Source organism: Rhodanobacter sp. B04, from assembly GCF_002001125.1.
Taxonomy (GTDB): domain Bacteria; phylum Pseudomonadota; class Gammaproteobacteria; order Xanthomonadales; family Rhodanobacteraceae; genus Rhodanobacter.
This window is the reverse complement of the sequence record NZ_MUNV01000026.1, coordinates 266,344-292,414: the sequence shown is the minus strand read 5'-3', so window position 1 is coordinate 292,414 and position 26,071 is coordinate 266,344. Positions and strand designations below refer to the sequence as shown.

The 26,071-nt window shown below is 65.6% G+C and carries 26 protein-coding genes and 1 tRNA gene; 18 read left to right on the top strand and 9 right to left on the bottom strand.

The annotated features are described in order from the left end of the window. Positions 1–23: 23 nt before the first annotated feature. Both B0E46_RS16115 and fdxA read left to right on the top strand, forming a co-directional pair. Positions 24–99 (top strand) — tRNA-Glu (locus B0E46_RS16115). A gap of 152 nt (positions 100–251) precedes the next feature. After that, positions 252–575, top strand: a complete 324-nt coding sequence (gene fdxA / locus B0E46_RS16110; protein ID WP_077556744.1) for a ferredoxin FdxA — start codon at positions 252–254, stop codon at positions 573–575. Positions 576–661: 86 nt separating this feature from the next. Here fdxA and B0E46_RS16105 read toward each other — a convergent pair whose 3' ends face one another. After that, positions 662–1,252, bottom strand: coding sequence for a hypothetical protein (locus B0E46_RS16105; protein ID WP_077556743.1), 591 nt, complete (start codon positions 1,250–1,252; stop codon positions 662–664). Between the two features lie 34 nt (positions 1,253–1,286). Continuing rightward, positions 1,287–2,183 carry a 4-hydroxy-tetrahydrodipicolinate synthase gene (gene dapA / locus B0E46_RS16100; protein ID WP_077556742.1) on the bottom strand — a complete coding sequence of 299 codons (897 nt, stop codon included), beginning with the start codon at positions 2,181–2,183 and terminating at the stop codon, positions 1,287–1,289. Positions 2,184–2,308: 125 nt separating this feature from the next. Between dapA and B0E46_RS16095 the strand changes: the two genes are divergently transcribed. The 9 genes from B0E46_RS16095 to B0E46_RS16055 all read left to right on the top strand — a co-directional run bounded on the left by B0E46_RS16095 (position 2,309) and on the right by B0E46_RS16055 (position 10,245). After that, entirely contained in the window at positions 2,309–2,884 is a 576-nt protein-coding gene (locus B0E46_RS16095) for a glycine cleavage system protein R (RefSeq protein ID WP_174567093.1), read from the top strand. Between the two features lie 220 nt (positions 2,885–3,104). Further along, entirely contained in the window at positions 3,105–3,566 is a 462-nt protein-coding gene (locus B0E46_RS16090; protein ID WP_077556741.1) for a peroxiredoxin, read from the top strand. Positions 3,567–3,699: 133 nt separating this feature from the next. Then, positions 3,700–5,082: a PhoH family protein gene (locus B0E46_RS16085; RefSeq protein ID WP_077556740.1), complete on the top strand. Its 1,383-nt coding sequence runs from the start codon at positions 3,700–3,702 to the stop codon at positions 5,080–5,082. A 10-nt stretch (positions 5,083–5,092) separates the two neighbouring features. Beyond that, the gene (thiD, locus tag B0E46_RS16080) at positions 5,093–5,878 is read left to right on the top strand and encodes a bifunctional hydroxymethylpyrimidine kinase/phosphomethylpyrimidine kinase (protein WP_077556739.1); all 786 of its coding nucleotides are present in this window, start codon (positions 5,093–5,095) and stop codon (positions 5,876–5,878) included. 97 nt (positions 5,879–5,975) lie between these two features. Further along, positions 5,976–6,932, top strand: a complete 957-nt coding sequence (locus B0E46_RS16075) for an aspartyl/asparaginyl beta-hydroxylase domain-containing protein (RefSeq protein ID WP_077556738.1) — start codon at positions 5,976–5,978, stop codon at positions 6,930–6,932. Between the two features lie 54 nt (positions 6,933–6,986). Then, on the top strand, positions 6,987–7,889 hold the full coding sequence (gene sigJ, locus B0E46_RS16070) for an RNA polymerase sigma factor SigJ (RefSeq protein ID WP_077556937.1): 903 nt from the start codon (positions 6,987–6,989) through the stop codon (positions 7,887–7,889). A gap of 37 nt (positions 7,890–7,926) precedes the next feature. Next, positions 7,927–8,382, top strand: coding sequence for a carboxymuconolactone decarboxylase family protein (locus tag B0E46_RS16065; RefSeq protein WP_077556737.1), 456 nt, complete (start codon positions 7,927–7,929; stop codon positions 8,380–8,382). A gap of 114 nt (positions 8,383–8,496) precedes the next feature. Beyond that, complete coding sequence (locus tag B0E46_RS16060; RefSeq protein ID WP_077556736.1) at positions 8,497–8,697, top strand: hypothetical protein; 201 nt, start codon at positions 8,497–8,499, stop codon at positions 8,695–8,697. A gap of 129 nt (positions 8,698–8,826) precedes the next feature. Next, on the top strand, positions 8,827–10,245 hold the full coding sequence (locus B0E46_RS16055) for a serine hydrolase (RefSeq protein WP_077556735.1): 1,419 nt from the start codon (positions 8,827–8,829) through the stop codon (positions 10,243–10,245). Here B0E46_RS16055 and B0E46_RS16050 read toward each other — a convergent pair. The 4 genes from B0E46_RS16050 to grxC form a co-directional block, all read right to left on the bottom strand. Then, entirely contained in the window at positions 10,200–11,351 is a 1,152-nt protein-coding gene (locus B0E46_RS16050) for an AraC family transcriptional regulator (RefSeq protein WP_077556936.1), read from the bottom strand. The genes B0E46_RS16055 and B0E46_RS16050 overlap by 46 nt on opposite strands. 114 nt (positions 11,352–11,465) lie before the next feature. Continuing rightward, the gene (locus tag B0E46_RS16045; protein ID WP_077556734.1) at positions 11,466–12,479 is read right to left on the bottom strand and encodes an isocitrate dehydrogenase; all 1,014 of its coding nucleotides are present in this window, start codon (positions 12,477–12,479) and stop codon (positions 11,466–11,468) included. Between the two features lie 231 nt (positions 12,480–12,710). Further along, positions 12,711–13,091: a carboxymuconolactone decarboxylase family protein gene (locus B0E46_RS16040; RefSeq protein WP_077556733.1), complete on the bottom strand. Its 381-nt coding sequence runs from the start codon at positions 13,089–13,091 to the stop codon at positions 12,711–12,713. Next, a complete protein-coding gene (gene grxC / locus B0E46_RS16035) occupies positions 13,088–13,351 on the bottom strand; it encodes a glutaredoxin 3 (RefSeq protein ID WP_077556732.1) in 264 nt (87 codons plus the stop codon). Before grxC ends, B0E46_RS16040 begins: the two co-directional genes overlap by 4 nt. A gap of 136 nt (positions 13,352–13,487) precedes the next feature. Here grxC and B0E46_RS16030 point away from each other — a divergent pair, with 136 nt between their 5' ends. The 7 genes from B0E46_RS16030 (at position 13,488) to B0E46_RS16000 (ending at position 22,564) form a co-directional block, all read left to right on the top strand. Beyond that, positions 13,488–15,110, top strand: coding sequence for a M48 family metalloprotease (locus tag B0E46_RS16030; protein ID WP_077556731.1), 1,623 nt, complete (start codon positions 13,488–13,490; stop codon positions 15,108–15,110). A 161-nt stretch (positions 15,111–15,271) separates the two neighbouring features. Next, a complete protein-coding gene (gene phoB, locus B0E46_RS16025; protein ID WP_077556730.1) occupies positions 15,272–15,961 on the top strand; it encodes a phosphate regulon transcriptional regulator PhoB in 690 nt (229 codons plus the stop codon). A gap of 256 nt (positions 15,962–16,217) precedes the next feature. Continuing rightward, positions 16,218–17,312 carry a phosphate regulon sensor histidine kinase PhoR gene (gene phoR / locus B0E46_RS16020; protein WP_254425199.1) on the top strand — a complete coding sequence of 365 codons (1,095 nt, stop codon included), beginning with the start codon at positions 16,218–16,220 and terminating at the stop codon, positions 17,310–17,312. Positions 17,313–17,357: 45 nt separating this feature from the next. Further along, positions 17,358–19,451 carry a polyphosphate kinase 1 gene (ppk1, locus tag B0E46_RS16015; protein ID WP_077556728.1) on the top strand — a complete coding sequence of 698 codons (2,094 nt, stop codon included), beginning with the start codon at positions 17,358–17,360 and terminating at the stop codon, positions 19,449–19,451. Between the two features lie 82 nt (positions 19,452–19,533). Next, positions 19,534–21,051 carry a Ppx/GppA phosphatase family protein gene (locus B0E46_RS16010; RefSeq protein ID WP_077556727.1) on the top strand — a complete coding sequence of 506 codons (1,518 nt, stop codon included), beginning with the start codon at positions 19,534–19,536 and terminating at the stop codon, positions 21,049–21,051. A gap of 86 nt (positions 21,052–21,137) precedes the next feature. Next, a complete protein-coding gene (locus B0E46_RS16005; RefSeq protein WP_077556726.1) occupies positions 21,138–21,827 on the top strand; it encodes a peptidylprolyl isomerase in 690 nt (229 codons plus the stop codon). Between the two features lie 8 nt (positions 21,828–21,835). Then, positions 21,836–22,564 carry a UDP-2,3-diacylglucosamine diphosphatase gene (locus B0E46_RS16000; protein ID WP_077556935.1) on the top strand — a complete coding sequence of 243 codons (729 nt, stop codon included), beginning with the start codon at positions 21,836–21,838 and terminating at the stop codon, positions 22,562–22,564. A gap of 37 nt (positions 22,565–22,601) precedes the next feature. Here the strand turns inward: B0E46_RS16000 and B0E46_RS15995 are convergent, their stop codons facing one another. From B0E46_RS15995 to sufC, 3 genes are all read right to left on the bottom strand, one after another. Further along, on the bottom strand, positions 22,602–23,846 hold the full coding sequence (locus B0E46_RS15995; protein ID WP_077556725.1) for a cysteine desulfurase: 1,245 nt from the start codon (positions 23,844–23,846) through the stop codon (positions 22,602–22,604). Between the two features lie 110 nt (positions 23,847–23,956). Beyond that, complete coding sequence (gene sufD / locus B0E46_RS15990; RefSeq protein WP_077556724.1) at positions 23,957–25,321, bottom strand: Fe-S cluster assembly protein SufD; 1,365 nt, start codon at positions 25,319–25,321, stop codon at positions 23,957–23,959. After that, positions 25,318–26,070 (bottom strand): Fe-S cluster assembly ATPase SufC, encoded by a 753-nt coding sequence (gene sufC, locus B0E46_RS15985; RefSeq protein ID WP_077556934.1) that lies wholly within the window; start codon positions 26,068–26,070, stop codon positions 25,318–25,320. Before sufC ends, sufD begins: the two co-directional genes overlap by 4 nt. Position 26,071: the final 1 nt, after the last annotated feature.

Here is a 26,071-nt window from a genome sequence, read left to right as displayed (position 1 = left end):
ACTAGCGCGCCTCGCAGGATAACGCTCCCTTCGTCTAGTGGCCTAGGACACTGCCCTCTCAAGGCGGGAACACGAGTTCGAGTCTCGTAGGGAGCACCATTCGTCTATGCAATCTTCCATGATTGCCGTTGTCTGCAAGGATCCTGACAGCTTGCGCACCTTGGCTATTGGCCAGATCAGAAGCGGCCATCCATGGCCGCACTCTTCACAAGAGCCTCCTCGACCGCCATCCATACAGCTGAATTGCCTCCATGACTTTCGTCGTCATCGACAACTGCATCAAGTGCAAATACACCGATTGCGTCGAGGTCTGCCCGGTCGACGCCTTCCATGAAGGCCCCAATTTCCTCGTGATCGATCCGGACGAGTGCATCGACTGCACCTTGTGCGAACCCGAGTGCCCGATCAACGCGATCTATCCGGAAGACGATGTACCGGCTGGCCAGGAGGCTTTCGTGGCGCTCAACGCCGAACTGGCAAAGGACTGGCCGGTGATCACCGAACGCAAGGACAGCCCGGCCGACGCCAAGGACTGGGAAGGCAAACCGGGCAAGCTCGAGCTGCTTCAGCGCTGATACCCGTCCTTTACGGAACAAACCCCGCTTCCACAAACAAGAACGCCGCCTTAGAGGCGGCGTTCTTGTTTGTGGCGCGTGTCGTCTCAGCTGCCCAGACGCGATTTCAGCGTATCGATCACCTTGGCCACGGCTGCCGCATTGCCCTGCGCACGGATCTCGCTGGCATTCGTGCCGCTGCCGCCAATGCTGACCTGCACCGGGTACGCGGAGCCGGACGTGCCGCTGGCATCGCTCTTGTCATGACTGAACAGGCGGCCGAAAAAGCCTTTCTTCTTCGACTGCTGTGCAATCGAACTCGGAACGTTGAGGTTGTAGCCATGGGCGGCATCGTCATGACTGACCACCTGGCCCAGGCTGCCGCCTTGCAGCACGTCGCCCACCTTGCGGTACGTATTGTCGACGCTGTCGGCCACCACGAAGCCGTCGGTGATCTGACCGTTGCCATCGTTGACGCGGGCAACGGCACCGCTTGAGGTCGGCAGGTTCGCACCTGGCGCCGGAATGACCAAGGCATCGCTGGTCGAAGGCCGGTCCAGCGTGGGCGGAATCTCCAGCGGCGATTCCTGCTGGGCAGTGTCCCATGCCTTGTGCGAGCGGAACATGCCGCAGCCGGAAAGCAGCAGCCCACTGAGGGCTACGGCCGACAAGGCCACGAGAAGCGAGGTTTTCTTCATGTAATGGGATTCCGTGAGTAAATCAGGCAACCGATCAACCGGCTGCAGTCGCCAAGGATGCCAGACTGGACAGCGCTTGGTGCAATCGGGCGCGATCCGGACCGTCGTTCAGTTCAACCAGGGGCAATCTCGGCAACGCCAGACCCAGCCCCAGCAATGGCAGGCCGGCCTTGACCGCGATCGGGTTCGGCGCGCAGTTGAGCGCCTGTACCAGCGGATCAAGTATCGCATGACGCCGCGCCGTGGCGGCATGATCACCGCTCATCGCCGCATCGCACAATGCCCGAAAAGCCCGTGGCACCAGGTTGGCCACCACCGAGATCGTACCGGCCGCACCCGCCAGCATGGCTTCGCCGGCACTGCCGTCGTCACCGGACAGATAGACGAAATCCGCGCGCACAAGTTCCGCTAGCGCCGAAATCCGTTCGCGATCGCTGCAGGCCTCCTTGATGCCGATGATCGCCGGATGCTCACGCAGCTTGGCGACGGTTTCCGGCCACAGATCGCAACCGGTGCGGCTGGGCACGTTGTAGAGCAGAACCGGGAGGCCGCCGTGCTCGGCCACTTCGAGGAAATGCCGGCGCAGGCCTTCCTGGGTCGGACGCACGTAATAAGGCGTCACCACCAGCGCCGCATCGGCTCCCAACGCCTTGGCGCGGCGCGTCAAGGCTACGGTCTTGGCGGTGCCCGCTTCACCGGTGCCGGCAATCACCGGAACCCGCCCGGCCACGTGCTCGACCGCGAACGCCAGCAGGCGGTCGAACTCGTCGTGCTCCAGCATGTGCGCTTCGCCGGTGGAGCCGGCCACCACCAGCGCCTGCGTGCCACCGGCAAGCTGATGGTCGAGCAACCGCTCAAACGCCGGCAGGTCGAGGGTGCCACCGGCTGCGAACGGGGTCACCAGTGCGCAGATGCTTCCGCGAATGTTCAAGACTCGATTCCGCTGCAGATCAAGCCGCACATGTTACTTGTCGCCTCGCGAAGCGGGCAAGTAAGCCGGATCGGAGTAATCTCGGCTTTTCCGCACGATGCGGGACGACGCCACAGGTAGAACCTTTGAAACCTACTTCCGTCTCTTCTGCTCCGGCTGCGCGCACGGGCAACGACAACCAGCTGCTGATCCAGGCCCTCACACCGGCGAGCAAGTCGCCGTTGCTGGCACTGGCCAAGCGCATCGCCGATGCCGGCTGCAACCTGTCCGAATCGCGCGTGTCGACGATCGGCACGGAAATCTCGCTGATGCTGCTGGCCAGCGGCGCATGGGATGCACTGGCCAAGCTGGAAACCGCCCTGGCCAAGCTGGCCCGCGACGAAAGCCTGCGGCTGGTGCACTACCGCACCGGCCCGCGTGAGAACAGCTCGCATCTGTTGCCGTACCTGGTAGAGGTGGTCGCGGCCGACCGGCCAGGCATCGTGGCGCGCATCGTGGAGTTCTTCACCCAGCACGGCATCAGCGTGGAGCAACTCAATTCCACCCGCTATCAGGCAATGCAGACCGGCGCGGAGATGTTCCAGGCCCAGTTCACCATCGGCATCCCGGCGGAAATCCACATCGCCGCGTTGCGCGACGACTTTCTGGAGCTGTGCGACGGCCTGAACCTGGATGCGATCATGGATCCGGTGAAGTTCTGAGCATCGCGCGATCTGCGGCATCTGGCAAGGACTGTCATCGGCGGGTGCGCACGCGCTAGTCTTGCTCTCAAGGACTACCGAGGAACCCTGCATTGCCGTCAGTGTGCCGATCCAATCCGATCGCCTTCTGCGCGCCACCCGCAGCGTTCGCCGTCAGCCGGCTCCCGAATTCTCCTCTTCACCCGTGTGCACGGCGGCTTGCCGCCATGCAGGAATAGTCATGCCTGAAATCGGCAAGAAAGCCCCTTCGCTCGACGGTACAACCAACGACGGCAGTGAATTGAAGCTGGCCAGCCTGAAAGGCCAGTGGGTGGTGGTGTATTTCTATCCCAAGGACAGCACGCCGGGGTGCACCAACGAGGCGAAGGATTTTCGCGATCTCTATCCGAAATTCCGTCAGCGCCACGCGCAGGTCATCGGGGTGTCACGCGACTCCGTAAAATCGCACGCTAATTTTGTCGCGAAGCAGGAGCTGCCGTTCCCGCTGGTTTCCGACCCCGATGAAACCTGGTGCCGGGCATTCGATGTGATCCACGAAAAGGTGCTGTACGGGAAACGCCATCTCGGGATCGTGCGCAGCACCTTCCTGATCGACCCCCTGGGTAAACTGGCCCGCGAATGGCGCGGCGTGAAAGTGCCAGGCCATGCCCAGGCCGTACTCGACACCATCCCCGCGCAGTGACCGTACCGTCATTCTTGGTCTTCACCCGTATGGCTTGCCGGCAGCCAGCCAGCGCACCGTGCCGTCATCAAGCAACCACGGTGCGCGGCGCACCGCGGTTCTTTCATCTCCCCACCAGCGAGGACACTTCCGCATGACCGGAAGCAAGCGCATCTACGCTCTCGACACCAACGTCCTGCTGCACGACCCGACCTCGCTGTTCCGCTTCGAGGAACACGACGTCTTCATCCCGATGACCGTGCTGGAGGAACTGGACGAAAAAAAGAAGGGTTCCTCGGAAGTCTCGCGCAATGGCCGCCAGGTCAGCCGCTTCCTCAACGAACTGATCGAGCTGGGCAAGCAGCACGACCTCAGCGAAGGGCTGGAGCTGAGCAATCCACAGGGCATCAAGCTCAAGCGTGGCGGCTCCGTGGGCCGGCTGTATTTCCAGCACCGCACCAGCAGCAACGGCCACACCAAGGCGGACAACCAGATCCTGTCGGCAGTGATCGAGCTGCGCGACCAGAATCCCGATCGCGCGGTCATCCTGGTCACCAAGGACATCAACCTGCGGATCAAGGCGAGCATCAACGGCATCGTCGCCGAGGATTACGAGAACGATCGCGCACTCGATGATTTCTCCCTGCTCTATACCGGCTCGACCGAGCTGTCCGAGGACTTCTGGGACCGGCACCCGGAAGTGCAGTCATGGACCGAGCGCGGGCGCACGTTCTACAAGGTGAAACGCCACGAGGAAGAAAGCTGGCACCCCAACGAATGCCTGTTCCTGCCCGGCGACAACAGCGTCGAGCTGCGCGTGCTGCACATCGACGACACCAGCGCCACGCTGGTGCTGCTGGACGACCACTCGCACGCCAACCATCACGTGTGGGGCATCGGCGCACGCAACCGCGAGCAGAACTTCGCGCTCAACGCGCTGATGGATCCGGACGTCGACTTCGTCACCCTGCTCGGCAATGCCGGCACCGGCAAGACCCTGCTGGCGCTGGCCGCCGGCCTGGCGCAGGTGATGGATCAGCAGCGCTATCGCGAGATCATCATGACCCGCGCCACCGTTTCGGTGGGCGAGGACATCGGCTTCCTGCCTGGCACCGAGGAAGAGAAGATGACGCCGTGGATGGGCGCGCTGACCGACAACCTCGAAGTACTCGCCAATCCCGAGGACGGCGGCAGCTGGGGCCGCCAGGCCACCAACGACCTGCTCGCCTCGCGCATCAAGATCCGCTCGCTCAATTTCATGCGCGGGCGCACCTTCCTGAGCCGTTACCTGATCATCGACGAAGCGCAGAACCTCACCCCCAAGCAGATGAAGACCCTGATCACCCGTGCCGGCCCCGGCACCAAGATCGTCTGCCTCGGCAACGTCGAGCAGATCGACACGCCCTACCTCACCGAAACCACCTCCGGCCTCACCTATGCGGTGGACCGCTTCAAGGAATGGGAGCATTCGGCGCATATCACCCTGCGGCGCGGCGAACGCTCGCGGCTGGCGGACTTTGCGGCGGAGGCACTCTAGGCTTCAACACATGCGATTCACGCAACCACCGATTGCCCTCACCATCGCCGGTTCCGACTCCGGCGGTGGTGCAGGCATCCAGGCCGACCTGAAGACCTTCCACGCGTTCGGCGTGCATGGGCTATCCGCCATCACCGCACTCACTTCGCAGAACACGCGTGGCGTCTCCGCCGCGCACGCCGTACCGCTGGCGCATGTCCGCAGCCAGCTCGCGGCGTTGTTCGACGACTTCCCGATTGCTGCCGTGAAGACGGGCATGCTCGGCAACGCGGCGATCACCCGCCTGGTGGCGCATGAAATGTCCAGGCGCCAGCCGGCGTGGCTGGTGGTCGATCCGGTGATGATCGCCACCAGCGGTGCGCGCCTGCTGGATGAAGACGCTATCGAAGCGTTGACCGAAGAGCTTATTCCACTGGCCGATGTCCTCACCCCGAACCTGCCCGAGGCCGAGGCATTGCTGGGCCACCCGATCAAGACCACCGCGCAGTTCGACGCCGCCGGCGCGGCGCTGCTGACGCTTGGTGCCGGCGCGGTGCTGCTCAAGGGCGGCCACGCCAAAGGCAATGAAGTGGTCGACCGCTATTACGACGCACGCGGCGTGCTGGAGCTGCGCCACCCGCGGCTGCCGCTGGAAGGTCATGGCACCGGCTGCACGCTGGCGTCGGCGATTGCCGCCGGACTCGCGGGCGGGCGTTCACCGCGTTCGGCCGTGCGTCGTGCGGTGGCCTATGTGCAGCGCGCGTTGCAGCGCGGCTATCGTCCCGGCGGCGGTGCCGTGCATGTGCTGCGACACTGAACGGCTTCCGCTGGGCGCCGGCGATTCTGAGTGAACGCTTTCCGCGAGCGAGTAGAATGAGCCGCTTGACTGCGCCGCCACGGTTTCACTTGTCGACATGATCCTTGCTCCCCGCCTCGTCCTGCTGGCCCTGTTCGCCTTCTTTGCGCTATGTGTGCTGCTGGTGCACCTGCGCGGACGCGTGCGGCTGCGCTTCGATCGCCAGCTGGTCGACCACTCGGCCGTCTTCGCGCCATACAACCTGCTGATGTATGCGTTCTCGGCCGTGCCGGCGCGACCGATTCTCGATCGCCGCGGCTTTCCGCAGCTGGACCTGCTGCAGGCGAACTGGAAAGTCATTCGCGACGAGGCGACGCACCTGTTCGACGAGGGCTATATCCGCGCCGCCGCGAAGAACAACGATGCCAGCTTCAACAGCTTCTTCAAGCAGGGCTGGAAGCGCTTCTACCTGAAATGGTATGGCGAACCGCTGGCCTCGGCCGAAGCGCTGTGTCCGCAGACGGTGGCCCTGCTGAAATCGATCCCCAGCGTGAAGGCGGCGATGTTCGCGCTGCTGCCACCGGGCAGCAAGCTCAACCCGCACAGGGACCCGTTCGCCGGCTCGCTGCGCTATCACCTGGGTTTGATCACGCCCAATTCGCGGGACTGCCGCATCTTCGTCGATGGCGAGGAACATGCATGGGCCGACGGCAAGGACGTGGTGTTCGACGAAACCTACGTGCACTGGGCCGAGAACAAGACCGGGCAGACCCGGGTGATCCTGTTCGCCGATGTCGAACGGCCACTGCGCACGCGCTGGATGAATGCGATCAACCATCGGGTCGGCGCGTTCATGGGCAAGATCACCGCCTCACCGAACACCGAGGGCGAGGCGGAGAAGACCGGTTTCGTGAACCGCCTGTTCGCGCTCAGCCAGCGCAGGCGCGGCGCGGGCCATGCGTTCAAGGCAGCGTTCAAGAGCCGGTGCAAGAAGCTGTACAAGGCCTGCAAATATCTTGGCATCCTGCTGCTGATCTGGCTGATCTTTCTGGCACCATGGCCGTTCTTCCGCTGAACTGTCACATCGGATGATTCCCGTGCGTCCTTGATGCGTACCAAGGAGAACGCCATGGATTCATCCACCGCCCTGTTCCAGCAATACCGCCCACGCCTGTTCGGGCTGGCCTACCGCATGCTGGGCACACCCGCCGATGCCGAGGACGTGCTGCATGACGCCTGGCTGCGCTGGGCTGCGCAGGATGTCGACGCGCTGGACGATGCCGAGGCGTGGCTGGTCACGGTGACTACCCGGCTGTCGCTGGATCGCCTGCGCCGCGCCAAGACCGAACGCGCGCATTACCCTGGCCCATGGCTGCCGGAACCGCTGATCGCCGAATCCGAGCAACCCGAAGCGCAGCTGGAGCGCGCCGAGAGCCTGACCCTGAGCTTCCTGCTGTTGCTGGAGCGGCTGAATCCCGAGGAACGCGCCGCCTTTCTGTTGCGCGAGGTATTCGATTACAGCCATACCGAGACGGCAGCCATGCTCGGCATCGGCGAGGACGCCTGCCGCCAGCGCGTGCATCGGGCGAAACAGCGGCTGCGCGAGGATCGCCCACGCCAGGCGATGCCGGACATCCACACCCAGCAACGTCTGCTCGAACGCTTCATGCAGGCATTGCAGCAACCGGATATGCCCACACTGCGTGCCCTGTTTGCCGAAGACGCCATGAGCGTTGCCGACGGCGGCGGCCTGGCACGGGCCACCCTGCACCCGCTGCACGGCGCCGAGCGGCTGGCCCGGCTTTACATGCAGATTGGGCTGCAGCAACAGCGCCATGGCGTACGCCACGAGATCCGCCAGCTCAATGGCATGCCAGCCCTGTTCGGCTGGCATGGCGACACGCTGGTCACGGCCAGCTGGATCGACGACGACGGCGAGCGCATCACCGCGATTCATTCCCTGCGCCACCCCGGCAAACTCGCCCGCCTGGCGGCTGTCACAAAACCGGCGGCATCCGCGTCCTTGCATTGAACGGTCACTGCCGGCCGTATATCGCAAGGAGAACCCCATGTCCCGATTCAATGCCTACAAACGCCCGGACGCCACCAAGCCGCTGTTCGCCCTGGCCGAATACGTCAAGAACTGCGGCATCGAGCAAAGCCTGGTCGAACTGGTGCTGATGCGCGCCTCGCAGCTCAACGGCTGCGCCTACTGCCTGGACATGCACAGCAAGGACGCCCGCGCCGCCGGCGAGACCGAACAGCGGCTGTACCTGCTGCAGGCCTGGCGCGAGGCGCCGTTCTACAGTGCTCGCGAACGTGCCGCATTGGCCTGGTGCGAAGCCGTCACCCGGCTCGATCCGATCCACGGCGTACCCGACGAGATCCACGAGGAGGCACGGGCCCAGTTCAGCGAGGAAGAGCTGGTCGACCTCAACATGGCGGTGATCCTGATCAACAGCTGGAACCGCATTGCCGTCCCGTCGCGCGCGGAGCCGGGCAGCTACAAACCGGCAAAACACTGAACCGCAATCAGGCTGTATCGCCACGCCGGCTGCGCAAAGTGCACACGTTACGCGCGACTGCACCGCCGGCTCGACTGGCTGGGCCGTTTCGAGGATTCCACGAGCGTCTCGGCCGTGGATCCGCTGCGCATGGGCGAAGCCGTGGTGCAGGATCTGCGCAACGGTGAAACCTTGCGCGGCGCGGCCGGGTTCTCCCTGCTGTGCCGGCAGATCCCGGCCTACTGGCCGTTCTTGCGGTTGCGGATTCCCGCCCTGCGCCGTCGCGTCGAACGCGAGTTCAGCGGCTGCGCCAGCAACGGAGGCAGCCTGGACTGAACCAGCGTCCGAACCGGGCGGATCGCACCCGCACGCCATTCCTGCGTCGTACGATTCCGCCGGATTGGACGATCGCCGATCCCCACATCCCCATGCTCGCCACCCCGACAACCCGACCTGGCGGATCCCATGGCCTTGCGCTTGCTGAAAATCACCCTCGCCTCCCTGCTCGTCCTGCTGCTTGCTGCCGTCATCTGGACCGGTACCACCGGCAAGGAGCTCTTCCGCACCGCCACCGGCTCGGTCAGCCGCTCGCTATGTGCCACCGCGTTCCTGTCACGGCTCGACCCACAGCGCACCTTCACCGAGGAACAATTGCCGCTGATGCGCGGCCTCGGCTGGACGATCCACTACGAGGTCGACCGTGCCAGGCGCGAAGTGCGCAGCTCGGTGCTTGGCAATTTCTCCGCGCGGGCGGTGTACCGCGAAGGACTCGGCTGCCTGCTCGTGCAGGGCGACAGTGCCGTACCCGAAGCGGCCGGCTTCGAAGCTGACCCGATCGCCAGCACCTGGCCGGGGAACGCGATCGAACCGGCCGACCCGGCGATCCGCCGCGCACTCGACCGCGCCTTCGCCGAGCCCGACCCGGCCCACCCGCGGTTGACCAAGGCCGTGGTGGTGCTGCGCGACGGCCAGCTGATCGCCGAACGTTACGCTCCCGGCTACGGGCCGGGCACACCGATCTGGGCCCATTCGATATCGAAGTCGATCACCAACGCACTGATCGGCATCCTGGTGCGCAAGGGCGAGTTGCAGTTGGACCAACCGGCGCCGATCGCCGCCTGGCGCTCGCCGTTGGACCCGCACCACGCCGTCACCGTCGACCAGCTGCTACGCATGGACAGCGGCCTGCCGTTCGACGAAACCGATGGCGCAATCAGCCCGATGACCCGCATGCTTTACCTCGAGCGCGACATGGCCGGATACGCCGCGCGGACGCCTCTGACCCACCCTCCCGGCACAGCGTGGGGCTACAGCAACCTCGGCTACGTGCTGCTCTCGCGGCTGGTGCACGATGCGGCCGGCGGCAGTGCGGCCGATGCCGAACGCTTCGCGCGGCATGAGCTGTTCGCTCCGCTGGGCATGCGCAACACTGTGATCGAAACTGACGCCACCGGCACGCCGATCGGGGCGAGCAATGTCTACGCCTCAGCCCGCGACCTCGCCCGTTTCGGCCAGCTCTACCTCGATGACGGCATTGTCGACGGTCGGCGCCTTCTGCCCGAAGGATGGGTCGAGTACAGCCACTCACAGACACTGCACACCGGCTACGGCGCCGGCTTCTGGACCAACCTGGTGAACGACGGCCGCGTGCCGGTATGGAATGCGCCATGGGGCATGCCGCAGTTGCCGAAGGACATGTATTACGCGCGTGGCGCGTTCGGGCAGTACGTGGTGATCGTGCCGTCCGAACGACTGGTGGTGGTGCGCATGGGCATCTCGCTCTACTACGGCGACGATACCGGCGAGCTGGTCGCTGCAGTCATCGCCGCCCTGCACCGTCAGGCGGTGCCGACGCTACCGCCAGTCGCCGCCATCTTGCGGTAACCGCTCGGCGTCTCGCCGATCTGCCGCTTGAACGCGGCGTTGAAAGTTGATTTGGAGGTGAAGCCGCAGTCGTAGGCGATATCGAGAATGGTGCGCGCGTCCTGGCGGTCGGCGAGCCGCGCGCGCACCGCCTCGACGCGCAGCCGGTTGATGTAATCCCAGAACGTGCCGCCGAAGCGCCGATTGATCACCGCCGATACCAGGTACTCGGGGTAGCCGCTGCGTTTCGCCAGCTGCCCGATGGTGAGCGCCGGCTCACGATAAAGCGCATCGTCGCCGCGCATCAGTTGCGACAGGCGCGTCTCGACCGCGGGAAAGCGCGCATCGTCGGCGTCTTCCGCGCGAGGATCTGCAACTTCCCCGACAACCGCTTCCGGCTCGCTCGCCACCGGCGACTGGTTCAAGCTGAGCCAGCCCATCATGCAGACCCATGCGGCGACCGCGCCAAACAGCAATCGGTAGTCGATCCCCGGCACGGTCGCCAGCCACTGCGTGGTGGCAATGATCCAGATGACGACCTGGCAGGCGGCCATCACGTCGATCCAGCGCATCGACATCCGGTCGGCATCCGAGTGCCGCTGGCGCAGCCGGCGCCGGTAGCGGTGCACGCGCACCAAGGCAGCTGCCACGTACGACAGGCTGTAGACGAACAAAGAAAGATCGAACCACGAACCGATGGTCTTTTCGCCCGCCACCCAGCGCGCGGACAGCGCCTGCATCTGCGGCTGGCTCAGCATAAGCACATGCGCATTGAGTGCCAGCATCACGCCGAAACCGAGCAGGTGCACGCCATCGCGCCAACGAAAGCCGCGCGCCTCGATCAGCGCCCGCACATACAGATAGAACAGGCTGCCGTACAGAAACGGAAACAGCGCGACGAAGCGGTACACCCTGAACCACTCCGGCGACAGCGAATTCCAGTACACCGCCTTGACCAGCAGGTCCACGCCGGTCAGCGCGACCCAGACCGCCAGCAGCCGGTTCGCGGCGGGATTGACCGGTCGCCGCCATAATGCCAACGCCAGCAGTGCCGCCTGCACGGCGGCGGCGATGTAGACGAACACCCATAACGCGTAGGCACTGCTGGGGACGACAGGTGATGGCATCGACGAGTTCCGGCGGTCGCACAATCCTGCCTGGGAGCCTAGCCGCTCGGCCAGGGTTGATCCAACAAAAAAGCCGCGAGCGACCGCGGCTTTCATGACGAACAGCGACCCGGCTCAGGCCGCGAGGCGCTTCACGATCGCATCGGCGAAGCTGTCGGTGCTGCCCTTGCCGCCGAGGTCCGGCGTGACCTGCGCATGGTCCAGCTCCACCGTGGCGCGAATCGCCTGGCGCAGCTGGTCGCCCTTGGCCACCATGTCCAGATAGTCGAGCATGTCGGCGGCGGCCAGCAACAGCGCGCATGGATTCGCAATGCCCTTGCCGGCGATATCAGGCGCCGAGCCGTGCACCGCCTCGAAGATCGCCGCGTTGGTGCCGATGTTGTCACCCGGCGCCAGACCCAGGCCGCCGACCAGGCCGGCGCACAGGTCGGACAGGATGTCGCCGAACAGGTTGGTGGTGACGATCACGTCGAACTGCTCGGGCTTCATCACCAGCTGCATGCAGGTGTTGTCCACGATCATCTCGTTGAACTCGATCTGCGGGTACTCCTTGGCGATCTCGCGCGCCACGTTGAGGAACAGCCCGGAGCTGGTCTTGAGGATGTTCGCCTTGTGCACAGCGGTGATCTTCCTGCGGCCCTTCTTCACCGCCAGTTCGAACGCATAGCGCACGATGCGGCTGCTGCCGGTGCGGGTATTGCGGATCAACGAAATGGCGGTCTCGCCATCCTCGGACAGCGTTTGTCCCTCGGACAGGTACGCGCCTTCGGTGTTCTCGCGCACGGTGATGATGTCGATGTTCTCGTAGCGCGACCTGGTGCCCGGGAAACTCACCGCGGGACGCACGTTCGCGTACAGGTCGAAGTGCCGGCGCAGGGTCACGTTGACCGATGTGAAGCCGCCGCCGATCGGCGTGGTCAGCGGCCCTTTCAGGGCGACCTTGCACTCGGCGATCTTGTCCAGCGTAGCCTGCGGCAGCAAGTCGCCGTGCTTGTCCAGTGCGACCATGCCGGCGTCGACGAACTCGTAGCCGAGGCCGCAATCCAACGCGTCGAGCACGCGCAGCGTGGCAGTCATGATCTCCGGGCCGATGCCATCACCGGGGATCACGGCAATTTTCTTGCTCATGGGGAAACTCCTTGAACGGAAAACGTCGAGCGGCCGGTGCGGTGGGGATGCGGGCACGGGCCGAAGCCGTTCAATTATCGCCGATGCGCTGCCATGCGAACAGTACGCGCACCTCGCAAGGCGTTGAAAATACTCGCACGCTGCGTGGCAAAAAAGCGCATGGCGTGCGCGGCATCCGGACGATTGCCGCGGACTTGAACTTCGGACCCGCGTTGATCGGACCGGCTTTCGTCAGGCGTGATCGTCGCAGCACGCCGCCTCGGGGGCGGCACCGGATTCCAGCTGATCGAGCAGATCCACCGCACGGCGCAGGTGCGGAATCACGATCGAACCACCCACCACCAGCCCTACGCTGAACACCTCGAAGAACGCATCGCGCTCGACACCGGCCTCCTTGCACTGCGCCACGTGGTAGCTGATGCAGTCGTCGCAGCGCAGCACCAGCGAGGCGACCAGGCCCAGCATCTCCTTGGTTTTCACATCCAGCGCGCCGGCCTTGTAGGTCTGCGTGTCCAGCGCGAAGAAGCGCCGCACGACCTGATTGTCCTCGGCCAGGATGCGCTCGTTCATGCGCTGGCGGAACGCGGTGAATTCGGCAAGCTTGTCGCTCATGCGCCCTGCTCCAGCAACTGCGTCAACTTGCCGCTGCGGTCGGCCGCCACCAGTTCGTCGTAGCCACCCACGAACTGGTCGTTGACGAAGATCTGCGGCACCGTGCGATGGCCGCCACTGCGCGCCAGCATGGCGTCGCGCTGGGCCGGATCGGTATCGACGCGCACCTCGCTCCATGCCAACCCCTTGGACTTGAGCAGGTTCTTGGCGGCCACGCAGTACGGACATACGGCGGTGGAATAGACCTCGATCTTCGACATCACGACACTCCGGAACAACAGAAAGAACGGCTTGAAAATGGGGTGCCCTGTCCGGCAACGCAAGCCGCGACAACGGTCCGTTCAGGCACTGAACCCACACCGCCTGCGGCGGTCACAGTGCTATTGTCGCCTACCCATGACCATGACACCACGACGACTCGCACCACGCCTGCTGACGGCCCTGATCACCGCCGGACTGGCCTGTGCCGCCGGCGCGCAGCAGGACGTGCGCCTGCCGGACCTGGGCAGCTCGGCGAACGCACTGATCTCGCCACAGGAAGCGCAGGATTACGGCGATTCCATGCTGCGCCAGATGCGCGCGCTGGACATGGTGGTGGACGATCCGCTGCTGGACGACTACATCAACGACCTCGGCTACCGGCTGGTCGCCAACTGCGACAAGCCGAAGGACCACTTTGCGTTCTTCATCGCCAAGGACCCCGAGATCAATGCATTCGCCGCCCCCGGGGGTTACATCGGGGTGAATTCCGGACTGATCCTGATCACCCAGGACGAGAGCGAGCTGGCCGGCGTGATCGCCCACGAGATCGGCCATATCACGCAAAACCACCTGCAACGCGCCTTCGAGGATTCGAAGAAGGATGCGCCACTGATGGCGCTTGTCCTGCTGGGCGCGATCGCCGCGGGCGCCGGCAGCCGTGGGGGCGATGCGCCGATGGCGGTGCTGGCCGGCGGCCAGGGCCTGATTGCGCAGAAATCGATCAATTTCACCCGCAAGGACGAGATCGAGGCCGACCGCGTCGGTATCCAGACGCTGGCCAATGCCGGTTTCGACCCGAACGCGATGGCCGGCTTTTTCCAGCGCATGGAGGACGTCATGAGCACCGGCGCGGGCGGTGTGGATGTCCCCGCGTTGCTGCAGGATCACCCGGTCACCAGCGCACGCATCAGCGACGCCAAGTCCCGAGCAGGCGCACTGATCGCCGCGCAGAAGCTGCGTCCGTCCGGCAACACCCTGAATCCAGGCCAGTGGGCCAGGAACACCGCGCCGATTCCGTTCGTCAAGGATCCAAGCATCCTGAATCAGCCGCAGGCATCAGCCGATCGCAAGGACACCTGGGCATTGATGCGCGAACGCGTGCGGGTGCTCGCCGGTGACGCGCCCAAGCTGGCCATCTACTACGCGTCCGGCCTGCAGAAACAGCACGACTTCGACACCACCGCGAACCGTTACGGTTACGCGCTGGCGCTCACCCGCAGCGGTCGCGGTGCCGCGGCGATCGATCAGCTGCAGCCTTTGTTGAAGTCATACCCGGACAACCCGATCTTGCGCTTGGCACTGGCCGATGCGCGCCTGCAGGCCGGCCAGCGTGCCGCCGCACTGGCGATATACAGCGATCTCAATGCGCAGTCGCCGCGCAACCGTGCGGTCGCCTTGGCCTATGCCGAAGCACTGACCCAGGGCGGCGATACCGCCCAGGCCGGCCAGGCGGCGAACCTGTTGCGGCCCCTGCTGGACAATGCCAGCGAACCGGAGATCTACAGCGCCTACGCCCGCGCCAGCGACAAGGCCGGCGACAGCATCCGCGCCGGCGAGGCCTTTGCCGATGCCAGCTACTACTCCGGCCGCCCGTTCGACGCGATGGAACAGCTCAAGCGCCTGCTCAAGCGCAACGACCTCGATTACTACGCGCGGGTACGCATCCAGGCGCGCATCGCCGAGCTGACCCCGCTGGTACTGGAGCTGCACAAGCGCAGGATCAAGACCGACGACAACCCGGACGGACGGCAGCAATAGCGATCAGCGGATCATTCGGCCGGATTCTGCCGCGGCCTCGATGCCGGGGCGTCGGAGCCCGGCCTGCCACCGCCGGGATGCCCTGCTAGCCATGGATGTCATCGACACGTAACATTGATCAGCTGCAATATCTTCGTCATAAGCCACCGGCAGACCACGGCGTGCACAAACGCATCCTGATCGTAGAAGACGAAGTCTCGATACGCGAAATGATCGCCTTCGCCCTGCGCAAGGCCGGCATGGACGCGATGCAAGCGGCCGATGCCCGCGCCGCCCAGCTGGCGATCGCCGAGCAGGTACCCGACCTGATCCTGCTCGACTGGATGCTGCCCGGCACCAGCGGACTGGAGCTGGCCCGGCGCCTGCGCAAGGAAGAATTAAGCCGCGAAATCCCGATCATCATGCTCACCGCGCGCGGCGAGGAGATGGACCGCGTCAACGGCCTGGAGGCCGGCGTCGACGATTACGTGGTGAAACCCTTCTCCACCCGCGAGCTGATCGCGCGGATCAAGGCCGTGCTGCGACGCAGCCAGGGCGACGACGGCTCCGGCATGGTCGAACTGGGCAAGCTGCGCATCGACGGGCCGGCGCACCGGGTGTTTGCCGGCGACGAGGCGGTGCCGATCGGGCCCACCGAATACCGCCTGCTGTACTTCTTCATGACGCACCCCGAGCGGGTGTATTCGCGCACCCAGCTGCTCGACCACGTCTGGGGCGGCAGCGTGTACGTGGAGGAGCGCACGGTTGACGTGCATATCCGCCGCCTGCGCAAGACGCTGGAGCCGTGGAAGCTGGAAGACATGGTGCAGACCGTGCGCGGCACCGGCTACCGCTTCTCGCTGAGCGCCTGACCCGCGCAACAGGCTTGCGACATGCCCGGCTTTTGCCGATGCTGGGCTCCCGTCATCCTGAGCCCACCGGCACTTCGTCCGCATGGCCCAACCTGCAACGCTCTCCTGGAAATTGCCTGCCGCCCTCGCGGCGGCCCTGCTCGTGGGCGGGCTGCTGGGCTGGCTCGTACACGGGCACCTCGCCAGCGGAGTGGCCGTGGTCGCCATGGTGGAAGTCGTCTTGCTGCTGACCCGAATCCGTCATCAAGTGCAGCCCATGATGACGGCACCGGCTTCCGCCAGCCCCCTCCAGCATGACCGTTTCATGACGCGTTCCCGCCGTATTGCCTCCAGTCTGCGCGACCTGCGCAATGCCGCCAGCCAGTTGCCGGACGCCGTGGTGCTGCTCGATCAGAACCAGCATGTCCGCTGGTTCAATCACGCCGCGGAGAATCTGCTGGGCCTGAGCCGGCCCAAGGACCGTGGCGTGCTCCTGCAGCAACGCCTGGCCACGTCGGATCTGTCCGACTGGTTGCGCGACGGCACCCTGGAACCGCTCAATGACGTGTCTGCACCGGGTCACCCGGAAAGCCATCTCAATGTCAGCATGCTTCCGTTCGGCCGCCGCCAGCAGCTGTTGCTGGCCCGCGACATCAGCCATCTGACCCGGCTTGAACAGGTGCGGCGTGATTTCGTCGCCAACGTCTCGCATGAACTGCGCACGCCGCTGACGGTGATCCACGGCTACCTCGAATTGATCGATCCGGAAGATGTCCCCGAGCTGGCGTCCGTCCTGAACGAGATGCGCGTGCAGTCGAAGCGGATGGGCCAGATCGTCGAGGACCTGCTGGCGCTTTCCCGGCTGGAAACCCAGCACCAGATCATGGACGAACGGGTGCAGATGGCGCCGCTGCTCGCCACCGTGCGCAAGGAAGCCGAGGCGCTCAGCCAGGGACGCCACCAGATCACGCTCGAGTCCAGCGCCGAGGCCGACCTGCTCGGTTCGCCGAAGGATCTGCACAGCGCGCTGTCGAACCTGGTCAGCAACGCGGTGCGCTACACGCCGACCGGCGGCAACATCGCCATTCGCTGGCAGCGCACGCCCGATGGCGCCGCCTACTCGGTGAGCGACACCGGCTTCGGCATTTCCGCGACGCATCTGGCCCGGCTCACCGAACGCTTCTATCGGGTCTCCTCCAGCCGCTCGCGCGACAGCGGTGGCACCGGCCTCGGGCTGTCGATCGTCAAGCACGTGATGAACCTGCACCAGGCGCAGCTGCGGATCGAGAGCACGCCCGGCGCCGGCTCCACCTTCACCTGCCATTTCAACCAGGCCCGCCTGCTGCCACCGGGTGGCGGCGATGAAGGCTGAAGGCAGCGGCGTTTCCTTGGCCTGCGCCTTGGGCCAGAATGCAGCATGCATCAACCATCACCTGCCTCGTCCAGCGAATCCGACCTGACTGCTCCCGGCCTCTACCTCAGCCGGGAACTGGCCGCGCTGGAATTCAATTTCCGCGTGCTGGCGATGGCGCGCGATCCGGCCGTGCCGCTGCTGGAGCGGCTGCGCTACCTGAGCATCGTGGCAAACAACCTCGATGAATTCTTCGAGGTCCGGGTGGCGATGCTCAAGCATCATCACGCCTACGGTTCGGCCGCCCCCGGGCCGGATGGCCTGCCGTCCCTCGAATTGCTGGCGCGCATCCGCAATCGCGCGCTGGATCTGGTCAGCGAGCAATACGCGACCTGGCAGGAGCAGCTTGGCCCGCAGCTTGCCGCCGAGCACATCCACATACTCACCCGCAAACAGTGGAGCCCGCGCCAGCGGCGCTGGCTGCAAGGCTATTTCGAGCATGAGGTGCTGCCGGTGCTGTCGCCGCTGGGGCTGGATCCGGCGCATCCGTTCCCGCGCATCCTCAACAAGACGCTGAACATCGCGGTGGTGCTGAAGGGCAGCGACGCGTTCGGTCACGAGGGCCACATGGCGCTGGTGCGCGCGCCGCGCTCGCTGCCGCGGATCATCCGCGTGCCGGCCGAGGTCAGCGGACCGGGCGAGCATTTCGTGTTCCTTGCCGAACTGCTGCAGGCCTTCGTCGACCTGATGTTCCCCGGCTTCAAGGTGGTCGGCTCGTACCAGTTCCGGGTGACCCGCAACAGCGAGTTGATCGTCGAGGAAGCCGAAGTGCAGAACCTGGCGCTCGCGCTCAGCGAGGAGCTGGTCGGCCGCGGCTATGCGCGGCCGGTACGGCTGGAGATCGCCAACGATTGCCCGCAGGCGATCACCGCGATGCTGATCCAGAACTTCCAGCTCGAGGAAACCGACGTCTACCGCTGCGACGGCCCGGTCAACATCATCCGCGCCGGATTGATCTACGACTGGCTGGATCGGCCCGAGTTGAAGTTCCCGCGTTTCAACCCGCAACTGCCGGCAGCGCTCGAGAGCGGCCGCAACAAATTCGAGCTGATCGGCCAGCGCGACGTGCTGCTGCACCATCCTTACCAGAGCTTCGCCGCGGTGATCGACCTGCTGCGCCAGGCCACCGCCGACCCGCAGGTGCTGGCGATCAAGCAGACGCTTTATCGCGCCGGCGAGGACACGCCGCTGGTCGACCTGCTGGTGGAGGCCGCGCGCAACGGCAAGGACGTCACCGTGGTGATCGAACTGCGCGCGCGCTTCGACGAGGAAGCCAACATCCGCCTCGCGACCCGGCTGCAGGAAGCCGGCGTGCAGGTGGTGTATGGCGTGGTCGGCTTCAAGACCCACGCCAAGATGATGCTGATCGTGCGGCGCGAAGGCGAAGTGCTGCGCCGCTATGTGCACCTGTCCACCGGCAACTACCACCAGATCAACAGCCGCACCTATACCGACATCGGCCTGATGACCGCGAACGCGGAGATCGGCGAGGACCTGCACAAGGTGTTCCAGCAGCTGTCCGGGCTGGGGCCGATGATCAAGCTGAAACGCCTGCTGCATTCGCCGTTCACGCTGTACACCAGCGTGATGGCGAAGATCGAGCGCGAAACCGCGCATGCGCAGGCCGGACGCCCCGCACGCATCGTCGCCAAGCTCAACGCGCTGAACGAGGCACACGTGATTGAGGCGCTGTATCGCGCCTCGCAGGCCGGCGTGGAAATCGACCTGATCGTGCGCGGCGCCTGCACCCTGCGACCCGGCCTGCCGGGCATCTCCGAACGCATCCGCGTGCGCTCGATCGTCGGGCGCTTCCTCGAACACAGCCGGGTGTACTGGTTCGCCAACGACGGTGCGCCCGAGCTGTATTGCGCCAGTGCCGACTGGATGGAACGCAACCTGATGCGGCGGATCGAGGTGGCCTTCCCGATCCTCGATCCCGAGCTGGCCGCGCGGGTGTTCGAGGAAACCCTCGCCAACGGGCTGGCCGACAATACCCAGGCCTGGCTGCTCGACAGCAACGGCCGCTATACCCGTGCGCAGCCCGGCGACAACCCGCCGTACAGCGCGCAGCTGGGCCTGCTCGAACGGTTCTGCCGGTGATCCGGCTGGCGCCGATGCAGCCTTTCATCCATTTCAGGCGTGCGTGCGAGAATCCGCGCCGCGCAATCCCGGGAGCGTTGGCGTGAGTCCAGCCGAACAGACACCGATCCGCGACGGCGAACTGATCGCCGCGGTGGACATGGGCTCGAACAGCTTCCACATGGTGGTGGCACGCATGGAGCATGGCGAACCGCGGGTGATCGATCGCCTGCGTGACACCGTGCGGATGGCCGCCGGCCTGCGTGCCGACGGTACGCTGGATGCCGAACGACGCGCCCGCGCGCTGAATTGCCTGGCCCGTTTCGGCCAGCGCATCGCCGGTCTGCCGACGATACGGGTACGCGCGGTGGCGACCAACACGGTGCGCCGGCTGGCCTCGCCGCAGGCGTTCCTGACTGCTGCCGAGGCTGCGCTCGGCCATCCGATCGAAATCGTTTCCGGTCGCGAGGAAGGACGCCTGATCTTCCTTGGCGCGGCACATGACCTGCCCGCCTCGCGCGAACCGCGCCTGGTCATCGACGTCGGCGGCGGCAGCACCGAATTCATCATCGGCCGCGGATTGGCGCCGCTGCACACCGAAAGCGTTCAGGCCGGCTGCATCGCCTCGACCCTGCGCTTCTTCCCCGGCGGCAAGCTCAACCGCAAGCGCTGGCAGCGCGCGCGCAGCGAGATCGGCGTGCTGCTGCAGCAGTTTGCCGAGGACTATCGCGAATCGGGCTGGCAGGACGCGTATGGCTCATCCGGTACCGCCAAGTCGATCGGTGCGGTGGTGCAGGCAATGAAGTTTTCCGACGACGGCATCACGCCGGCGTCGCTCGCCTCACTGCGCGATGTGCTGATCGAACACGGCCAGGTCGACACGCTCAAGCTGCCCGGTTTGGTCGAGGAGCGTGCACCGGTGATCGCCGGCGGCGTGGTGATCTTCGAGGCAGCGTTCGCCGCGCTCGGCATCGAGCGCATGCGCGTGTGCGAAAGCTCGATGCGCGAAGGGTTGCTGTGGGACCTGCTCGGCCGTGCCGGCGGCAGCGACCCGCGCACTGCCAGCATCGACGCCCTGGCCGCCCGCTACGGCGTGGACCGTGCGCAGGCGCGCCGCGTGGAATCGACGGCGCTGATGTTCTTCGACCAGGTGGCGCGTTCGTGGAAACTGGACGCCGATGCGCGCGAATGGCTGTCGTGGGCGTCGCGCGTGCACGAAATCGGCCTGGCCATCGCGCACAGCCAGCACCACCACCACGGTGCCTACATCCTGCGCCATGCCGATCTCGCCGGGTTTTCGCGACAGGAGCAGCAATTGCTGGCCGCGGTGGTCGAGATGCACCGACGCAAGCCGGACAAGACGGCGATCACCGCGCTGCCGCAGCGCTATCGCCAGCTGGCTCGCTACACCACCGCCCTGCTGCGGCTGGCCGTGCTGTTCCGCCGCGCCCGCCGGGCCGAGTCGCTGCCGCCGATGCGGCTTGCCGCCAACAGCAAATCCCTGCGCCTGAGCCTGCCGATCGCCTGGCTCGAGCAGCATCCGCTCAGCGAGGCCGACCTGCAGCAGGAACAGGCGCCGATGGCGGAACTGGGGCTGAGGCTCGAACTCTCCGCCAGCTGACTCTCCGCCAGCCGGTCGAAGCTTCGTGCTTCAGAGCCACGCCACAGCCGCGTATCATGTCCGGACATCCAGACTGTCTGATGCCCATGCTCAAGTCCCTGCTCGCCACCCTGCTCCTGATCCTGCCATTGACCTTGGCAGCACAAACCGCCAAGCCGGCAGCGGCCACGGCAGCGTCATCGACGCCACAAGTGCTGTTGCGCACCTCGCAGGGCGACATCACGCTGGAGCTGTATCCGGACAAGGCGCCCAAGAGCGTGGCCAATTTCCTGCAGTACGTGCGTGACGGTTTTTACGACGGCACCCTGATGCACCGGGCGATTCCCGGCTACCTGGTGCAGGGTGGCCTGTACACGCGCGACCTGCAGCCGAAGCGCACGCGTCCGGCCATTGTCAGCGAGGCCGACAACGGCCTGTCCAACCTGCGCGGCACGGTAGCGGTCGCCCGAGGTGCCGATCCGAATTCCGGCACCGCACAGTTCTTCTTCAACCTGGTCGACAACCGCCGTCTCGATTTTGTCGGCAACCAGAGCGGCCTGACCTGGGGCTACACCGTATTCGGCAAGGTGATCAAGGGCATGGACGTGGTCGACAAGATCGCCGCGATGCCCACCCATGCACTTGGCCCCTTCGCCGGCGACGTGCCGAATCCGCTGGTGCTGATCGAGAGCGCGCACGTGGTCGGCGAGGAATCCCCTGCCCCTGCCGCACCGGCAACGACAAAGCCGGCTGCCAAGGTCGGCCGCAAGCCCGCCCAGCCTGCCAGCAACGGTTGATCGTCACGATGGCAACGCTGTTCATCTCCGACCTGCATCTGGATCCGGCCCGGCCACAGATCACCACGCTGTTCGAAAATTACCTGGCCGGCGACGAAGTCCGCCACGCCGATGCCCTGTACATCCTCGGTGACCTGGTCGAAGCCTGGATCGGCGACGACGACGATGCCGAACTGCCGCGGCGCATCGCCGAAGCCACCCGCGCGGTGCGCGATGCCGGCGTGCCGGTGTACTTCATGGCAGGCAACCGCGACTTCCTGCTCGGCGACGCGTTCGCCCGGCGTGCCGGCATGACCCTGCTCGATGATGGCGCCGTGCACGACATCCAGGGTCGACGCACCTTGCTGATGCACGGCGACATGCTGTGCACCGACGACGTCACCTACCAGGCTGTGCGCAAGCAGGTACGCACGCCGCAGTGGCAGGCGCAGATCCTGGCGATGCCGCTGGAAGCACGCCGTGCCTTCGCCGCCCAGGCGCGCGAGGACAGTCGCAAACACACCGGCGGCGCGATGGAAAGCATCATGGATGTGAATGCGGCAGCCGTGGCCGACGCCATGCGCCAGGCCCGCGTGACGCGGCTGATCCACGGGCATACGCATCGCCCGGCCGTGCATGCCTTGCAGCTCGACAGCCGGCCGGCCGAGCGCATCGTTCTCGGCGACTGGTACGAGCATGGCTCGGTGCTGCGGGTGACCACGGACGACGTGGCGTTGCGCGGACTCGCGGACGCCTGAGCGGAAGACATCGCCGGACCCATATCCGGCGACCGCATCACATCAGCAGCTTGCGCACCTTGAGCAAGGCGACGATGAACGCGTCGATCTCCTCGCGCGTGTTGTAGAACGCCAGCGACGCACGCAGCGTGGCGGGCACGCCGTAGAACTGCATCAGCGGGTGCGCGCAGTGATGGCCGGAGCGCACGGCGATGCCTTGCAAATCGAGCAGGGTCGCCATGTCGGTGGCCTGTGCGCCCTCCAGCAGGAACGAGATCACCGGCTCCTTGTCCTTCGCCTCGCCGAAGATGCGCAGGCCGGGAATCTCGCGCAGGCGCTCGGTGGCATAACCGAGCAATTGCTGTTCCCACGCGTGGATCGCCTCGAAACCGACCGAGCCGTAGTAGTCGATCGCCGCGCTCAGACCAACGAAGCCGGCGATGTTCGGCGTGCCCGCCTCGAACTTGTGCGGTGGTGCGGCAAAGGTGGTTCCGCTGAAGCGGACCTCACGGATCATCTCGCCGCCACCGAAGAACGGCGGCATCGCCTCCAGGTGTTCGCGCTTCGCCCACAACGCGCCGGTGCCGGTCGGCGCCAGCATCTTGTGCCCGGTGATCGCGTAGAAATCGCAGCCCAGCGCCTGTACGTCGACCGGCCGGTGCGGTATCGCCTGCGACCCGTCGACCAGCAGCGCGATGCCGCGCTTCCTGCACTCGCGCGCGATCTCGCGCACCGGGTTGACCGTGCCCAGCACGTTGGAGACATGGGTGACGCAGGCCAGCTTCACGTCCGGCGTCAGCATCTCGATGTACTTCTCGACGATCAGCTCGCCGCGTTCGTCGATCGGCGCCGCCTTGACCGTGGCGCCACTGCGGGCGGCGACCAGTTGCCACGGCACGATGTTGGCGTGGTGCTCCATCACCGTGGTGAGGATCGCATCACCCTCTTTCAGGCGTGGCAGCGCATAGCTGTAGGCGACCAGGTTGATTGACTGGGTGGTGCCGGAGGTGAGGACCAGTTCATTGCGCGACGGCGCGTTGATGAAACGCGCCAGCTTGTCGCGCGCGCCCTCGTAGGCGGCGGTGGCTTCTTCGCCGAGCTGATGCGCCGCACGCGCCACGTTCGCGTTGTGCTCGCGATAATGCGTATTCACCGCCTCGATCACCGACAGCGGCTTCTGGCTGGTGTTGGCGTTGTCGAGATACACCAGCGGCTTGCCGTGCACGCTGCGTGCAAGCAGCGGGAAATCCGCGCGGATGCGCTGGACGTCGAAGACCGTGGGCGTGGCTGGGGCATTCGTCATGGCGTGTTCGCTTCGATGTGGTTCGGCGCGAGAGTGGCCCCTCACCCCCAAACCCTTTCCTCGATGGGAGAGGGTTTTACGGCATCTCCCAGCAGCGCTGGAAGAGTGGATCAGACGTTCGGCAACTGTGCGACCAGCAACGCGGACAAATGCTCGCGCAGCGCCTCGTTCGGCAGATCGTCCAGCACCGCGCGACAGAACGCGGCCGTCAGCAGCGCACGTGCTTGCGCCAGCGGAATGCCGCGCGAGCGCAGGTAGAACAGCGAGCGCTCGTCGAGCTGACCGACGGTGGCACCGTGCGCAGCCTTCACCTCGTCGGCATAGATCTCCAGCTCCGGCTTGGTATCGATCTCGGCACCCGGCGACAGCAGCAGGTTCTTGTTACCGAGGCTGGCATCGCTGCCGTCGGCGCCGGGTGCCACCACGATCGCGCCACGGAACACGCCACGTGCGCGGTCATTGGCGACACCGCGCCAGGTCGAGGCGGAGGTGGTGTTCAGCGCCTGGTGGCGGATCGTCAACTGCGTGTCGATATGCTGGCGACCGTGCGGCATGAACACGCCGCGGGTATCGAAGCGCGCGCCGTTGCCGATCAGCTCGGCCTGCAGGTCGTGGCGCACCAGCGCGCCACCCAGTTCCAGTACATGCAGCACTGCGTGGGCACGCCCGTGCACGCGTACGCTGCTGCGGCGAACCAGGCTGGTACCGGCCGCGACGTTCTGCAATACGGTGTGGTGCAGCCGCGCACCTTCGCGCACGTCGATGTCACTGACGAAAGTAGCCAGCTGCGCCGGCTCACCCTCGGAGACATGGTGTTCGATCAGGTTCAGCTCGGCGCCTTCGCCCAGTTCGATCACGTTGCGCAGGTGCCAGGCAAGTTCCGACGCAGATGAACGTGCCAGTGCCGCGGGCGCAGGATGCGCAGGAGCGGCGACTTCGGCAGCGGCGCCGACGAACACCAGCTGCACCGGCGCAGCGACCTTCGCGTGGGCGGCAACGCGCAGCACCACGCCATCGGTGGCGCTGGCGGCATTGATCCGGACAAACGCGTCGGCCGCCTCGCTGGCAGGTATCGGCCGCGACAGCACGAAGCGCAGCGGCTCGGCGTCGCCGTGCAGCGCCTGCGCCAGCGGCTGCAGGGTCAGCCCTGGCGGCAACGCATCGAGTGCCGACAGATCGGCACGGAACACGCCGTTGACGAACACCAGCCTCGGCCCGACGACGCCAGGCAAGGCAAATCTCGACGCCGCTACCGCACGCGATGCCGCCGCGGCATCGCCATGGGCAAAGCTGCGCTGGCCAAGCGCGCGCAGCGCGGTGTATTTCCACGCCTCCACCCGCGTATCGGGGAGGCCGCCGGCGGCAAACGCCGCGCGGTTCTCATGCCGTGCCGCATCCAGCCAGACGATGCCGCTGGGCGGCAGCGGTGCGTCGAGCAGGGACGCGACCAACGGCAGCGATGCCGGCTGGCTCATGCCGCCACTCCCTCGCCGAGGCCGGCATAGCCGTGTTCTTCCAGCTTCAATGCCAGCGACTTGTCGCCGCTTTCGACAATGCGACCATCGGCCAGCACGTGCACGAAGTCCGGCACCACGTAATCGAGCAGGCGCTGGTAATGGGTGATCATCAGGAACGCGCGATCGGGCGAGCGCAGCGCGTTGACGCCATCGGCGACATGCTTGAGCGCGTCGATGTCCAGCCCCGAATCGGTTTCGTCGAGGATCGCCAGTTGCGGTTCGAGTACCGCCATCTGGAAGATCTCGTTGCGCTTCTTCTCGCCACCGGAGAAGCCTTCGTTGACCGCGCGGTGCAGCAGCTCGTCGGAGATCTGCATCACCTTCAGCTTCTCGCGCACCAGCTTGAGGAACTGCATCGAATCGAATTCCTTTTCGCCGCGCGCCTTGCGCTGCGCATTGAAGGCCGCGCGCAGGAAGTAGGTGTTGTTGACGCCCGGAATCTCCACCGGGTACTGGAACGCCAGGAACACACCGGCAGCGGCACGCACCTCAGGCTCCAATGCCAGCAGGTCGATACCGTTGTAGGTCACCGTGCCGGCGGTCACTTCATAACCGTCGCGGCCGGACAGCACGTTGCCCAGGGTCGACTTGCCCGCGCCGTTCGGCCCCATGATCGCGTGCACTTCGCCCGCGCTCACGCTGAGGCTGAGCCCCTTGAGGATTTCCTTGCCCTCGACGCGGGCGTGCAGGTTTTCGATGATCAGCATG